Below are 13,863 nucleotides of genomic sequence, written 5' to 3' on the forward strand. Positions count from 1 at the left end.
CATCCACATGGACCTGGGTCCATGTGGATGTTTTTTCTGTTCTCTCAGGCGAAGGGGTTCTCATCGGGATAGGGCAGGCTCTTGGGTTGGTTGTAGGCGATATCCCCCACACCCAGGTACTTGAACACCTCGTACAGGGCCTTGCCGTGGTGGCCGAAGGCCACAGCCCCGTGGTGGGGATAGCGCTTGGCCAGCAGCACATGGCGGTAGAAGCGGTCCATCTCCGGGATGGCAAAGGCGCCGATGGAGCCGAAACTCTGGCAGTCCACATCCATCACCTGGCCCTGGGCGATGTAGGCCCGCAGCTGGGTGTCGGCGGTGCTCTGGAGGCGGAAGAAGGTGATGTCTCCGGCCTTGATGTTGCCCTCCATGGTGCCACGGGTGATGTCCGGCTCGGCCAGCTCGGGCTCCAGGTCCCGCTTCATGATGAGCTGATAGCCCATGTGGGGATTTTTCAGCAGGGAACAGCTGGTGTTGCCGCAGTGGAAGCCCATGAAGGTCTCGTTCAGGCGCACGTCGTACTTGCCCCGCACGCACTGGTCGTACATGGACTGGGGCACGGTGTTGTTGATGTCCAGCAGGGTGGTGGGCCCACCGGAGACGCACACCCCGATGTACTCGGACAGGGCCCCGTAGATATCCACCTCGCAGGCCACGGGGATGCCCCGGGCGGCCAGACGGCTGTTGACGTAGCAGGGCACGAACTTGAACTCGGTCTGGAAGGCGGGCCAGCACTTGTTGGCAAAGGCCACATACTGGCGAGTCCCCTTGTGGTCCCGGGCCCAGTCCTCCAGGGTCAGCTCATACTGGGCCAGACGGGGCAGAATGCCGGCGTAGGGGTTGTGGTCCCCCAGCTCCGCCTCCATCTCCGCCATCTTTTCGGGGATGCGGGGGTCGTCAGCGTGCTTGTTATAGGCCACCAACAGGTCCAGCTCGGAGTTCTCCTCCACCGCCACGCCCAGGTCGTACAGGGCCTTGATGGGGGCGTTGCAGGCCAGGAAATCATCGGGACGGGGGCCAAAGGTGATGACTTTCAGACCCTTGAGGCCCAGAATGGCCCGGGCGATGGGGACAAACTCCTCCATGGCGTGGGCCAGGTCCTGGGCGGTGCCCACGGGGTACTCGGGGATGTAGGCCCGCAGGCCCCGCAGCCCCAGGTTATAGGAGCAGTTGAGCATGCCGCAGTAGGCGTCGCCACGGCCATCGTGGAGGTCGCCGTCTCCCTCGGCGGCGGCCACGTACATCACAGGGCCGTCAAACCACTCGCCGATGAGGGTCTCCGGGGTCTCGGGGCCGAAGTTGCCCAAAAACACCACCAGAGCGTTGACCCCGGCCCCCTTCACGTCGTCCACGGCGGCCCGGGCGTCCAGCTCGGTCTCCACAGTGACGGGGCACTCATACACGCCCTCCCCATAGGCGGCCACCAGGGCGGCCCGGCGGCGCTCCGAGAGAGCGGCGGGGAAACAGGAGCGGGACACGGCGATTAAGCCCAGCTTTACCTCAGGAATATTGTCAAACATGATAAAAACCCTCCTTACAGGTTCAAAATATACTCTTAGTCTTGGGCCAGGGTGGCAAACAGCCCCCGGCAGGCGGGATAGATCTGGCGGAATTTCTGATATTTGGCCTCATACCGGGCCACCAGCTCCGGCTGGGGCTCCACGGTGTTCTTCACCTGCACCAGGGCCTGGGCGGCCTGCTGGACCCTGTCAAAGGCTCCGCAGCACACCATGGCCAGTATGGCGGCTCCATACCCCGGCCCCTGCTCGGTGGCCATGGTGTCCAGGGGAATGCCCAGGACGTTGGAGAGAATCGTGCGCCACAGGGGCGACTTGCTGCCCCCGCCGCACAGGCCGGACCGGGGAATGTTCAGCCCCAGGCTACGGGCCACCTCCAGGGAGTCCCGGATGGCAAAGGCCACCCCCTCCAGCACCGCCTGGGTCATGTCCGCCCGGGTGGTGTCCATGGTTAAGCCCCAAAACACGCCCCGGGCGTCGGTGTCGTTGATGGGGCTGCGCTCCCCCATGAGATAGGGGAGGAAATACACGTGGCCCCGCCCCAGCTTGTCCTGGGAAATGGGGGCCTGTTGGGCGGCGTAGTCCGAGGTGCCCAGGATGTTGTCACACCACCAGGCGTTGCAGGAGGCCGCCGACAGCATACACCCCATGAGGTGCCAGCCCCCATCGGCGTGGGCAAAGGCGTGGAGGGCGTTGTTGGGGTCCACCCGGAACTGGGTGGAGGAGATGAAAATGGTGCCGGAGGTGCCCAAACTGATGTTGCACTTGCCGTCCCCCACGGTTTGGGTGCCCACCGCGGCGGCGGCGTTGTCCCCTGCCCCGGCGCACACCAGAGTGTTGGGGGACAGCCCCAGGGCCTGGGCCACGTCCTCCCGCAGAGCCCCCACCCGCTCCCAGCTCTCGTGGAGCGCGGGCATCTGGTCCTCCCTCAGGTGGCACAGCTGGAGCATCTCCCGGCTCCAGGTCTTATGCTCCACGTCCAGCAGCAGCGTCCCCGAGGCGTCGGAGTAGTCGGTGGCGTACGCCCCGGTGAGGCAGTACACCAGGTAGTCCTTGGGCAGGAGGATTTTGTGGATGCGGGCGAACAAATCCGGCTCGTTCTGGGCCATCCACAGCAGCTTGGGGGCGGTGAAGCCCGCAAAGGCGATGTTGGCGGTGTGGCGGCTGAGCACCTCCCGGCCCACCTGATGGTTGAGCCAGTCCACCTGGGGGGCAGTGCGGCCATCGTTCCACAAAATGGCGGGGCGCAGCACCTGCCCCTGGTCGTCCAGGGCCACCAGGCCGTGCATCTGGCCCCCCACCCCGATGCCCGCCACCTGGGCGGGGTCCACCCCCTCCAGCAGCTGAGGGATGCCGGACATACAGGCCGTCCACCAGTCCTGGGGGTTCTGCTCACTCCAGCCAGGCTGGGGAAAATACAGGGGGTAGTCCCGGCTCACCGTGCGGCTCACCGTTCCCGCCCCATCCACCAGCAGGAATTTGCAGGCGGACGTGCCCAAATCAATGCCAATATAGTACAAGGTCTCTCGCCTCCCGGTCTTTGCGTTACATTCTGCTGTTACCATACCACCCCCGCCCCCTGCCGTCCTTGACTAGTTTGCTGTGGTGATTAGACAAATGTGCTGTTTTTGTATATTAGCCGTTGTGCACATTTTGGGCATTCCTCTTTTGTCCGTTTCGTCAGTTCTGAAGTTTTACAAACTTTTTTATCGTATACTCACGGTTTTCTCTCCATTTGAACCGGACAACCCCATTGCATTTTCTCCCCAAGGCGAGTACAATTTCTTATACAAATTTACGATTTGGGAGGTGTGGCCTGTGGCGACCCTGGAAATTGTCCAACATCCTCACCTGGGGGGCGTCCATCTGTTTTTCAACACCCTGGACCACCGCTCCCTCCACATCCATCTGGACTGGGAGCTGGTGTGGGTGCTGGACCAGCCGCTGCTGGTGTCCTGCGGCGGACAGGAGCACCGGGTGGAGCCGGGGGAGCTGGTGCTGTTCAGCCCCGGCCAGCCCCATGAGTTTCACAAGGTGGAGGGCAGCTGCACCTTTTTGTGCCTCCAGTTGGACCCCGCCGCCTTTCCCGCCGCCCAACGGGTGTACACTGAGACCATCTTTCCCGCCGCCCATTTGACCGAAGGTGAGACAACCTGGCTGAAAACCTCCCTCATCGCCCTGTTTCGCCGCTATCTCCAGCGCCCGCCCTTCTACCAGTTGGACTGCCTGGGCCGGGTCAACCAGATTCTCTATCTCCTCCTCACCCGCCTGCCCGTGCGTCAGGTCACGGAACAGGAGGCGGCGGAACGGGAGCAGCGCAGCGCCCGGCTCATGCGGCTGGTGGCCTTTGTGCAGGAGAATTTCGCCCACAAAATCCGCCTGTCCGACTTTGCCCGGCAGGAGCGCCGCTCCCTGAGCTACCTATCCCACTTCGCCCGGGAGATGCTGGGCCACAGCTTTCAGGAGTATGTGGCCACGGTGCGCTTTCACCACGCCTGTCACCTCATAGCCACCACCAACAAGGGGATGCTGGCGGTGTGCATGGAGTCGGGGTTCTCCGACTACCGCTACTTCTCCCGGATGTTTCAGACCCACTTTGGCATGACCCCCGAGGCCTACCGCCGTCGGCCAAAACGTTCCCAGACCACCCAGCCCCAGCCCACCCTGGACTCGGCGGAGCGGTTTTACTCCCCGGAGGGGAGTTTGCAGCTGCTGGACCAGCTGGAGCAGCAGTACACAGAAAAAGGGCCGAGGGAGGCGTAACGCCTCTCTCGGCCCTTTGGGCTATTTGATTTATTCTTACTGGGCCAGCTCCTCCAGGGTAGGCATGGCGGGAATGGCGCCGCTGCGGGAGCAGGTCACCGAGGCCGCCCGGTTGGCAAAGGTGAGAATCTCCTCCAGCTCCTCTTTGGTCAAGCCCTCCAGGGCTCCCTGGGTGCGGCGGCTCAGGCGGCTGAGCACGGCCCCGAAGAAGGTGTCTCCGGCGCCGTTGGTGTCCGCCACCTTTGTGGGCACGCCGGGGACGACGCCCGTGGCGTCGCCCAAACGGTAGAACACACCCTCAGAACCCAGGGTGATGAGCACCAGGGAGATGCCCTTGTCTGCCATCACCTGACTGCACGTCTCGGGGTCATTGGAGCCGGAGAGCAGCTCCATCTCCTCGTCGGACAGCTTCAAAATGTCCACGCTGGACAGGGGGCGGCGCATCCACTCCACCGCCTGGTCCTGACTGTTCCACAGAGCGGCCCGGTAGTTGGGGTCGTAGCTCACCGTCACCCCCTGCTGTTTGGCCTGCTCCACGGCGTGGAGGGTGGCGGTGCGGGCGGGGTCGGCGGTGAGGCTCACCGAGCCGAAGTGGACAATACCCGCCCCGGCCATGAGGTCCCCATCCACCTGGTCTGCGGTCAGGTTGGCGTCCGCGCCCCGCATAAACTGGAAAGAGCGCTCCCCCTGGGCGCTCACCGACACCACCGCCAGGGTGGTAGCCCCCTGGCCCACCCGCAGGCCCTGGGTGCTGACGTTGTTTTCCTCCAGGACCTGGGACAGGTAGGTGCCGAAGCCGTCGGAGCCCACCATGCCCACGAAGGCGGTGTCCGCCCCCAGGCGGGACGCCGCCACCGCCACGTTGGCGGGCGCGCCGCCGGGATTGGCGGCATACATGGGGATGTTCTGCTGGTTATATCCGGTCTGGGTCAAATCAATGAGAATTTCGCCGATGGTGACAATGCGCATGACGCTCTCTCCTTCCGAGTGAAATCGTTTTCATATAGAAAATTGTATCACGTTTTCCCTCCGGTGACAAGGGGGGCGCTGGGAACTTTTCCCCGGACCCCCCGTCCTTTTTCTTGCCTTTCTCCGCCCAATCTGCTATCCTGTATACTGCAAGAAACAATTGTGGCCCCCTGCTGCGGGGGTTCCACGGATTGGGAGGTATCCGCATGGCTTCCATCAAAAAACGGTCGCTGGTGGATCAGGTCTACGATCGTCTGCGCAGCGATATCATTTCCCTGCGTCTGCCCCTGGGCAGCCGGGTCAACGTCAACGAACTTCAGGACTCTCTGGGTGTCAGCTGCACCCCCATCCGGGAGGCCATCAACCGCCTGCAACAGGAAGGGCTCATTGCCTACGAGAACAACGTGGGCGCCCGGGTGCTGACCCTGGACGCCAAGGACGTGGAGGAGATCACCCAGCTGGCCACCACCCTCCACTGTGCCGCCGCCCGGCTGTCCATGGAGCGGGAGGACCACCAGGTCCTGGCCCAGCACCTGGCGGAACGTCTGGCGGAATTTGAGGCCGCCCGGACGCCCCAGCAACTGGCGGTGGGGGTGCACCGGTTTATGGAGGTATTTTACGTCCACTGCGGCAACCGCCGTCTGGACAAGAGTATGCTGGCCATTCAGGGCCAACAGCTGCTGCTGCGCAACCTGTACACCGCCCACGGCATGGACCTTTCGGCCAATCTCTCGGACTTCCGGGCCATGCTGGCCGGGGTAGAGCACAACCAGCCGGAGGAGATCTGCAAGGCCCTGGAGGCCAACGCACGGCGGGTGGAACAGGCTGTGTGTCAAGATTTAGCATAAATGCTTCTCGAAAATGCCAGCATTTTCTCGAGGGGATGCAGCCCGCTGCATGCATAATTGGGTCAAAGGGCGACCCAATTCCACACTGGCGGGCTGAGAAGTGTTTTTTCCGATGCGCATGTCCCCGGAAAAAACGATATTTCAATTTCTTTTCCATCTGCGGATGGGAAAACTCTGCCGAGGGCTTATGTCTATACAAGGCGGCCAGAACTACTTGTGTGAACAGCTACTTTTGGAGCAGCTGAAAAGGGCTTTGATTCGTTGGGTCAAAGCCCCTTCTTTTTGCGCTCTGCTCTTGACTTTTTGCCCTCTGGCCCATAAAATACATAGTTACGATACCTTTATTATTTGAAAAAGGAATGAGAGTTTTATGGCACAAGACAAAAGCAAACAGGTCAGCCAGATCACCGATATGGAGGCCGACTTTGCCCAGTGGTTCACCGACGTGTGCACCAAAGCAGAACTGATTGACTATTCTTCCATCAAAGGCATGTTTATCCTGCGCCCCTATGGCTACGCCATCTGGGAGAACTTCCAGAAGATTCTGGACGAGAAGTTCAAGGAGACCGGCCACGAGAATGTATATCTGCCCATGCTCATCCCCGAGTCCCTGCTCCAGAAGGAGAAGGACCACGTGGAGGGCTTCGCCCCTGAGTGCGCCTGGGTCACCTTCGGCGGCAGCGAGGAGCTGGAGGAGCGCTACTGCATCCGCCCCACCTCTGAGACCCTGTTCTGTGAGCACTACTCCCACATCATCCACTCCCACCGGGACCTGCCCAAGCTGTACAACCAGTGGTGCTCCGTGCTGCGCTGGGAGAAGACCAGCCGTCCCTTCCTGCGCCACCGGGAATTTTTGTGGCAGGAGGGCCACACCATGCACGCCACCGCCGAGGAGGCCATGGAAGAGACCGAGCGCATGTTCAACATCTACGCCGACTTCTGCGAGAACTACCTGGCCATGCCCGTGGTGAAGGGCCGCAAGACCGATAAGGAGAAGTTCTCCGGTGCTGAGGCCACCTACACCGTGGAGTGCATGATGCACGACAAGAAGGCCCTCCAGGCCGGCACCTCCCACTACTTCGGCGACGGCTTCGCCCGTGCCTTCGGCGTGAGCTTCGCCGGCAAGGACAACCAGCTGCACACCCCCTTTGAGACCTCCTGGGGCGTGTCCACCCGCCTCATTGGCGGTGTCATCATGACCCACGGCGACAACAACGGCCTGGTGCTGCCCCCCCGCATCGCCCCCACCCAGGTCATCGTCATCCCCGTGGCTCAGCACAAGGACGGCGTCATCGAGGCCAACCAGGCCGTGTGCGACCGCCTGAAGGCCGCCGGCATCCGGGTGAAGATGGACGCCTCCGAGCAGTCTCCCGGCTGGAAGTTTGCCGAGTATGAGATGAAGGGCGTGCCCCTGCGCCTGGAGCTGGGTCCCAAGGACATGGAGAAGAACCAGTGCGTGCTGGTGCGCCGTGACAGCGGCGAGAAGACCTTCGTCTCCCTGGACAACATCGAGGAGACCGTGAAAAACCTGCTGGAGGAGATTCAGCAGAGCCTCTTCGACCGGGCCAAGCGCAACCTGGACGAGAACACCTACCCCTGCTCCACGCTGGAGGAGGTCAAGGAGAAGATGGCCACCCAGGGCGGCTTTGCCAAGACCATGTGGTGTGGCGACGAAGCCTGCGAGCTGAAGATGAAGGAAGTGGCGGGCGTGTCCTCCCGCTGCATCCCCCTGGAGCAGGAGCACCTGGGCGACGTGTGCCCCGTGTGCGGCAAGCCCGCCAAGCACATGGTGTACTGGGGCGTTGCTTACTAATTGACAGACATTATAACAGGCGTATCCTGTCCCCCGGCATGGTACGCCTGTTAGCATGTCGAAAAAATGCAACTTGGTCATAATATGTGCCCCGTAAAGGAGGTTTTTGAATACTATGCCTGGTGAACCCGTTCTAATCTCTCTGTTTGTCCTGTTCGCCCTGTCCATTCTCTCCGACAAGCTTCTCTCCCGCTACCTGTACATGACCGCCGGACTCAAACCCGTGGACGCCCAGATGTACCTGTGGACCCGGACAGAGGACGATCACATGCACCGCAACCGTGACCGTCATGACCAGCTCTGGGCCTGGATGGAACGCCGTTCGGGCTACGCCAAAGAGTTTTACACCATGTCCCGCTACTGCTCCCTCACCAACCTGCCCATCAAGCTCTATTTTGTGGGCGTGATGGTGATTTTCGCCACCCGTCTCTACCAATATACCTGGGCCTTGGGCGCAGCTATGCTGGTCCTGTGGGCCATCTTCACCCTGTTGGGGTTCCGGTACGGCAAGTACATCCAGGCGGAGACCGCCGACTTCTTCGACAGCTCCCGCTACAAGCCCTACCGCCCCAAGCGGGAAAGCGACCAGGAGGAAGCGGATACCCCGGAGGAGCCATACGAGGAGATTCCCTACGCCGGGCCCTTTGAGGCCGCCGAGCCGGAGGTGGCCCAGCGCCGCCGCTTCCGCCGGGGCTACACCCAGAAGCTCTTTGTGGTGGCTGTGGTGCTGTTGTTCCTGGTCCTCCCCATGCTGTCCTCCAAGTTCCTCCCATCCACCTCCACGCCGGAGGCCACCACCCAGCCCTCCGAATTTCCCTCGGCCCAGTCCACTTCCGCAGGCACCCCTGAGGCTCAGGCCATGTACGACCGCCTGGAGCAGGAGGGCTTCCACCCGCTCAACGCCGTGGGGCAGCTGTCTGACACCTACCCCGGCATCATCCTCTCCGACGGCATTCTGGTGGAGGAGCAGGGGCTGCACCTGGAGTATCTGGTACTGACCCAGGAGAGCCAGGCCAAGGATCTGGCCCAAGGCCTGCAACACCAGCTCTATGAGCTGGTGGCCGCCCGGGACCCGGACATTACCGAGGAATCCGGGGAGGGCTACACCCTCTACACCCAGGAGACCGAGGGAGACTATGGCGTCGTGGTGCGGGACGGCACCAACATCCTTTATGTCTACTGCCCCCAGTACGACACCACCTGGATGAAGTGGTTTCTCAATGATTTGGGGTATCTGAGCGACTACTAAGGGGGTTCTGTTATGGATATCACCCTGTTTGTCATCAACACCGTCATCTGCGCCATATTCTGGCTGTTGAGCCGGTTCTGCTGCGCCTGGATTGGGCGGCTATCCGAGGCCTCCGCCGGGCAGACTCTCCGGGATGTGGAGGCCCACCTCAGCCAGGCCCCCGGAGAGAAACTCTTCCCCTGGCTGATGGACATCTCCCCCCGGCCCCGGCTCACCGCCCTGTTTCACTACCTGTTCCGTTTTCTCACCTCTCTGCCCCTCTTGGGCATGGTCTTTGGCATCACCCTCCCCTTTGTCCCCGCCTGGGAGGTGTACGCCCGGTACCTCATCAACACCATGTTTGTGCTCTATATGGCCCTCTTCGTCCTGGGTCTGGCGCTCTTTGACCCCCTGCACTACCGCTGGACGGGGAAATACCGGTAAAAACGACCAGGGGCCTTCCACGATGGAAGGCTCCTGGTCGTTTGCTGGTGTTGCGTTTTTCCGCCGACTCCTTGCGTTGCTGGCGTAGGGGAGGGGCTTGCCCTTCCCGAATCCCCCAGGACAATGCCGGAAAAGCAACGGGCCGGGCAAGCCCGGCCCCTACCACGGCTGGTAGTATCTGTCCTCCCTCCACTTGGCGGGATTCTCTTCGATATACTGCCAAATCCGCAAATAATCTTCTTGGTTGCCAATGACATGGTCATAATAGCTGCGTTGCCACAGCCGCTCCCCCATAACACCTCTTACTTGGTTCCATCTACGGGTGGTCAATGACTTAAACGCACCCAGAATCTCAGGCAACGATGCCGTAGGGGCCGAACTCGCCGACAAGCGCAGAATGGCATGTACGTGGTTGGGCATGATCACATATTTGTCTACTGCCACATGGGGAAAGCGTTCTGGCAGCCGTGCTGCTTCTTCCCGTACCATCTGCCCCACTGGAGACAGTTCGGGCCGGGCAAGCCCGGCCCCTACCACCGTGCCCAACACACAGCGGTTATCTTGGGTGCATACGGTGACAAAATAGTAGCCAGCGGTACCATAATCGTAGTTGGGTAGCCGCATCCGCTTCCGGCGAGGCAGCTCCGCACCGCTCATCCCAGTGTATCCGGGGCAAAAGACTGTGCGGGGAGCACGTCGCTCAAGCCCACCAGCACCGGGTCCAGACCGTTGTCCCCCCACTGGGGCAGAGGCGTCTCCAGGCGGCGGGGCGGCATCCCATCCCGCAGAGGAATCACCGCCACCATGTTCACCCCATAGCCCAGCTTGCTGTCCGCCATGAGCAGACCGCCGTGGAGCTGGGCAATCTGTTGGGCCAGTGCCACCCCCATGCCCTGCTCCTCCTGAGGGGGCTGCTGAAAGAGGGTGGACAGCTGCTGGGCATCCAGCCCCGGCCCCTGATCGGACACGGTGATGCGCACCGACCCGGTGCCCGGCTGCACCGTCAGCTTCACGGGGCTGGCCGTCTTGGCGGCGTTGGACACCAGTTCCAGCACCAGCTGCTCCAGCATTCCGCCGTCTGCCACCCCGAACAGCCCCGGCGCCACCTCCCAGGTAAAGGAGACGTTGGCCCCAGCCAAGGCCCCCTCCAGCCGCCGGGCCAAATCCGTGCCCCAGCGGGTAATATCCAAGGGAGCCACTTGCAGGCGCACCTCGTCCTCGTCGGTGAGCCGCCGTGCCAGCTCCAGCCGCCCCACCAGGCGCAGCATGCGGCACACGCTTTGGTTGATGGTGCTCAGATACGCGCGGCTCTTTTCATCCGTGGCGTACTGCTCCAGCAGCTGACTGGCGGCGGTCATCTGGGCCAGCTGCATGCGCAGCTGCGCCATGTGCGCCCCGGTGGAGCTCTCCAACATCCATCGTTCCAATCCTCACGCCTCCCTTGCCCATTATCCTATGCAAAGAAGCCCCATTTCTCTCTGGAAAAATCAGGGCCCGTTCAGTATGACCCATTATACCAGATTTCGACGTGGGCAACAAGCACCCCAGAAAAATTTTCCTAAAAATGCCAAATCCGTGACGGCGCACCGTCACGGATTGGAACATTTGTCATTCAGCGTCCAGCTGGGCGGCCACCTGGGCCAGAGGATTGGGGGTGTAGCCCTCCACGGTGCCCTCGTCCATGGCGTTGGCCAAGGAGGAATCCAGAGGCAGCTTGGCCAGCACAGGCAGGTTCAGCTCTGCGCCCAGGGCGTCGATGGTGCTCTCGCCGAAGATGGGGTGCTCGCCGCCGCAGTCGGGGCAGCGGAAGAAGCTGTAGTTCTCCACCAGGCCCAGCACGGGCACCTTCATCATCTCCGCCATGCGCACGGCCTTGGTGACGATCATACCCACCAGGGTCTGGGGCGCGGTGACCACCACCACGCCGTCCACGGGCAGGGACTGGAACACGGTCAGGGGCACGTCGCCGGTTCCGGGAGGCATGTCCACGAACAGGTAGTCCAGCTCGCCCCACACCACGTCGGTCCAGAACTGCTCCACCGCTCCGGCGATGACGGGGCCACGCCAGATCACGGGGTCGGTCTCGTTGTCGGTGAGCAGGTTCAGGCTCATCATCTTGATGCCGCCGGCGGTCTCCACCGGCAGGATGCCGTCATCGGTGCCCATGGCGTGCTGGTGGATGCCGAAGGCACGGGGGATGGAGGGGCCGGTGATATCGGCGTCCAGAATGCCCACCTTCTTGCCCCGGGCGGCCATGGCGGCGGCCAGAGAGCAGGTGACAGTGGACTTGCCCACGCCGCCCTTGCCGCTGACCACGGCGATCACCTTTTTGATGTGGGAGTGGGCGTTGCAGGGCTTGCGGAAGTCGTGGGGCTGTTGACGCTCGCCGCAGTTGGAGCTGCAGCTGGAGCAGTCGTGGGTACATTCACTCATGGAAACATCTCCTTATACAGTCTGCCCAGAGGGCAGACTTTTTCCTCATGTTCAAAGTAACTTGGTTATTTTACCACAGTTTGTGCCCCGTTACAACGGGTGAGGCGGGAAAAGCTACTCTACGGTGGTAGGGGCCGTGGCTTGCCCGGCCCGCCACTCCCCTGGCATTGTCCTGGGACATTCGGGAGGGGCAAGCCCCTCCCCTACGCCCGATCTATGGAAATCCGTGCCGCAGGCACACCACAGTTATTCATTATTCATTATTCGTTATTCATTTCATACTCACCCAATAAACTCGTGCAGCAGTGAATCCTTGGGCACCAGCCCCGGCTCGATGGTCTCGAACCAGTCAAAGGCCCGCACCAGCTCTAAAAGCTCGTGGCGGCGCTGGTTCTCCTCGGGCACCGCCGCCATGAGGGGGCGGGCATAGCAGGCCATCACCGACACCTCATAGGGCAGGGACGAGTCGAAGAGCATATGGGCGGTGTGCTTGTAGGGGGAGATGTACAGCTTTTCCCCCCGGCGCACGTTGGCCCACATGTCCAGGGTGCCCACAATGTCGGTGCCCCGGAAGTTGAAATCCCGCACCGCCCGGCGGGTCAGCCGCATCCAAGTACCCTTGAAGCGCAGCACCTCCCCGTCCATCACATTGCTGCGGGCGGAGATGTACAGCCGGGTGGCGTTGGGGTGTCCGGCGGTGAGTTTGGTGTTTAGCGCGTGAATGCCCTCAAAAATCGCCACCTCATCCTTGCCCAGCTTCAACGGCACGGCCTTGCTGTCGTTGCGCATCTGGCGGGCAAACTCGAAGTGGGGCACCAGAATCTCCTCTCCCCGGGTGAGCTGGGCAAAGTGCTGGCTGAGCAGCTGCAAGTCCATCATCTCCGGGGACTCGTAGTCGATCTCTCCCTCGGGGGTGCGGGGGGCGGTGCTGGGGTCCCGGCGCACAAAGTAGTCGTCCATGGAAATGGTGTGGGTGCCCACGCCCCGCCGCTGCAGCTCGGCGGTGATTTTATGGGCGGTGGTGGTCTTCCCCGACCCGGAGGGACCGGAGAGGAGCACCACCGGGCTCAGCTTCATATTCTTGCAGATCAAATCGGCGGCCTGCTCCACTTTCTTCTGGTATTGGTGGTCACATTCCTCCATAAATCCCAGCTTATCCTGCCGGACTGCCCGGTTGATTTCCTCCAGTTGATAGGCCATGGTGTGTTCCTCCTATGCTATGCCCGTTTGAATTGCTTCTCCAACTCTCCTCGGGTCAGCTCGATGGCCACGGGCCGCCCGTGGGGACAATACTTCACTTCGCCCGCCATAACCTTCTGGGCCACCCGCTCCAGCTCCTGGGGGTCGTTGCGCTGTCCCCCCTTGATGGCGGCCTTGCAGGCCATGGTGTGCATCACCTCGTCCCGGGCGGCGCCGGGGTCCGCCCAGCCGGTGAGGCGCAGCTTTTTGGCCAGTTCCAGCAGGGTGGGTTCCACGTCCCCGGTCTCCAGGTAGTCGGGCACCGCCCGCACGGCGATGCTCCCCGCCCCGAACTCCTCCAGCTGGAAGCCGAAGCCCTCCAGCACCTCCTGGCCGTCCAGCAGCACCTGCCGCTCCTGGGGTCCGGGGGTGATGGTGATGGGAATGAGCAGCTCCTGGACCATGGGCCGGTAGTCCTGAGCCTTGAGGCGGTCAAAATTCACCCGCTCGTGGGCGGCGTGCTTGTCGATGAGCACCACCTTGTCCCCCTGCTCCACCATGATGTAGGTGTGGAACAGCTCGCCCCGCACCACCCAGGGCTCCTCCTGGGTCGGCTGGGGGGCCGGTTCCGGCTCTGCCGCCGGGGCGGGGGTCTCCTCCACAGGCTCC

The 13,863-nt window shown here is 62.2% G+C and carries 12 protein-coding genes and 1 pseudogene; 5 read left to right on the forward strand and 8 right to left on the reverse strand.

The annotated features are described in order from the left end of the window. Positions 1-44: 44 nt before the first annotated feature. Together E0L15_RS11140 and xylB are read right to left on the reverse strand one after the other, a co-directional pair. The gene (locus E0L15_RS11140) at positions 45-1,520 is read right to left on the reverse strand and encodes a fucose isomerase (protein WP_168125643.1); all 1,476 of its coding nucleotides are present in this window, start codon (positions 1,518-1,520) and stop codon (positions 45-47) included. 35 nt (positions 1,521-1,555) lie between these two features. Beyond that, positions 1,556-3,037 carry a xylulokinase gene (gene xylB, locus E0L15_RS11145; protein ID WP_168125654.1) on the reverse strand — a complete coding sequence of 494 codons (1,482 nt, stop codon included), beginning with the start codon at positions 3,035-3,037 and terminating at the stop codon, positions 1,556-1,558. Positions 3,038-3,335: 298 nt separating this feature from the next. On the opposite strand from xylB, the gene E0L15_RS11150 reads away from it, so the two are divergent. Continuing rightward, positions 3,336-4,280: an AraC family transcriptional regulator gene (locus E0L15_RS11150; protein WP_168125644.1), complete on the forward strand. Its 945-nt coding sequence runs from the start codon at positions 3,336-3,338 to the stop codon at positions 4,278-4,280. A 36-nt stretch (positions 4,281-4,316) separates the two neighbouring features. On the opposite strand, the gene E0L15_RS11155 is transcribed toward E0L15_RS11150, so the two are convergent. Then, the gene (locus E0L15_RS11155; protein WP_168125645.1) at positions 4,317-5,249 is read right to left on the reverse strand and encodes a carbohydrate kinase; all 933 of its coding nucleotides are present in this window, start codon (positions 5,247-5,249) and stop codon (positions 4,317-4,319) included. A 206-nt stretch (positions 5,250-5,455) separates the two neighbouring features. Here E0L15_RS11155 and E0L15_RS11160 point away from each other — a divergent pair, with 206 nt between their 5' ends. From E0L15_RS11160 to E0L15_RS11175, 4 genes are all read left to right on the forward strand, one after another. Beyond that, positions 5,456-6,097, forward strand: coding sequence for a GntR family transcriptional regulator (locus tag E0L15_RS11160; RefSeq protein ID WP_168125646.1), 642 nt, complete (start codon positions 5,456-5,458; stop codon positions 6,095-6,097). 370 nt (positions 6,098-6,467) lie between these two features. Then, entirely contained in the window at positions 6,468-7,910 is a 1,443-nt protein-coding gene (gene proS, locus E0L15_RS11165; protein WP_168125647.1) for a proline--tRNA ligase, read from the forward strand. Positions 7,911-8,025: 115 nt separating this feature from the next. Then, positions 8,026-9,159, forward strand: coding sequence for a hypothetical protein (locus tag E0L15_RS11170; protein ID WP_168125648.1), 1,134 nt, complete (start codon positions 8,026-8,028; stop codon positions 9,157-9,159). A gap of 12 nt (positions 9,160-9,171) precedes the next feature. After that, positions 9,172-9,582 carry a hypothetical protein gene (locus E0L15_RS11175; RefSeq protein WP_168125649.1) on the forward strand — a complete coding sequence of 137 codons (411 nt, stop codon included), beginning with the start codon at positions 9,172-9,174 and terminating at the stop codon, positions 9,580-9,582. Between the two features lie 159 nt (positions 9,583-9,741). Here E0L15_RS11175 and E0L15_RS11180 read toward each other — a convergent pair whose 3' ends face one another. From E0L15_RS11180 to E0L15_RS11200, 5 genes and pseudogenes are all read right to left on the reverse strand, one after another. Continuing rightward, complete coding sequence (locus E0L15_RS11180) at positions 9,742-10,239, reverse strand: transposase (protein WP_168125650.1); 498 nt, start codon at positions 10,237-10,239, stop codon at positions 9,742-9,744. Beyond that, a complete protein-coding gene (locus tag E0L15_RS11185) occupies positions 10,236-11,009 on the reverse strand; it encodes a HAMP domain-containing sensor histidine kinase (protein ID WP_168125651.1) in 774 nt (257 codons plus the stop codon). Before E0L15_RS11185 ends, E0L15_RS11180 begins: the two co-directional genes overlap by 4 nt. 181 nt (positions 11,010-11,190) lie before the next feature. Beyond that, positions 11,191-12,015, reverse strand: coding sequence for an Mrp/NBP35 family ATP-binding protein (locus E0L15_RS11190; RefSeq protein ID WP_168125652.1), 825 nt, complete (start codon positions 12,013-12,015; stop codon positions 11,191-11,193). 282 nt (positions 12,016-12,297) lie between these two features. Continuing rightward, positions 12,298-13,215, reverse strand: a complete 918-nt coding sequence (locus tag E0L15_RS11195) for a nucleoside kinase (protein ID WP_168125653.1) — start codon at positions 13,213-13,215, stop codon at positions 12,298-12,300. A 17-nt stretch (positions 13,216-13,232) separates the two neighbouring features. Beyond that, a pseudogene (locus E0L15_RS11200) lies at positions 13,233-13,863 on the reverse strand (DNA mismatch repair protein MutL); the annotation flags it as partial.

Source organism: Pseudoflavonifractor sp. SW1122 (assembly GCF_012027765.1).
In the GTDB taxonomy this organism is placed as follows: Bacteria; Bacillota; Clostridia; order Oscillospirales; family Oscillospiraceae; genus Enterenecus; species Enterenecus faecium.

Bases quoted from the DNA above. Each gene is read 5' to 3' on its own strand.
- E0L15_RS11160 (WP_168125646.1), top strand. From the start codon at position 5,456: ATGGCTTCCATCAAAAAACGGTCGCTGGTGGATCAGGTCTACGATCGT.
- proS (WP_168125647.1), top strand. From the start codon at position 6,468: ATGGCACAAGACAAAAGCAAACAGGTCAGCCAGATCACCGATATGGAG.
- E0L15_RS11140 (WP_168125643.1), bottom strand. From the start codon at position 1,520: ATGTTTGACAATATTCCTGAGGTAAAGCTGGGCTTAATCGCCGTGTCC.
- E0L15_RS11175 (WP_168125649.1), top strand. From the start codon at position 9,172: ATGGATATCACCCTGTTTGTCATCAACACCGTCATCTGCGCCATATTC.
- E0L15_RS11195 (WP_168125653.1), bottom strand. From the start codon at position 13,215: ATGGCCTATCAACTGGAGGAAATCAACCGGGCAGTCCGGCAGGATAAG.
- E0L15_RS11190 (WP_168125652.1), bottom strand. From the start codon at position 12,015: ATGAGTGAATGTACCCACGACTGCTCCAGCTGCAGCTCCAACTGCGGC.
- E0L15_RS11180 (WP_168125650.1), bottom strand. From the start codon at position 10,239: ATGAGCGGTGCGGAGCTGCCTCGCCGGAAGCGGATGCGGCTACCCAAC.
- E0L15_RS11155 (WP_168125645.1), bottom strand. From the start codon at position 5,249: ATGCGCATTGTCACCATCGGCGAAATTCTCATTGATTTGACCCAGACC.
- E0L15_RS11170 (WP_168125648.1), top strand. From the start codon at position 8,026: ATGCCTGGTGAACCCGTTCTAATCTCTCTGTTTGTCCTGTTCGCCCTG.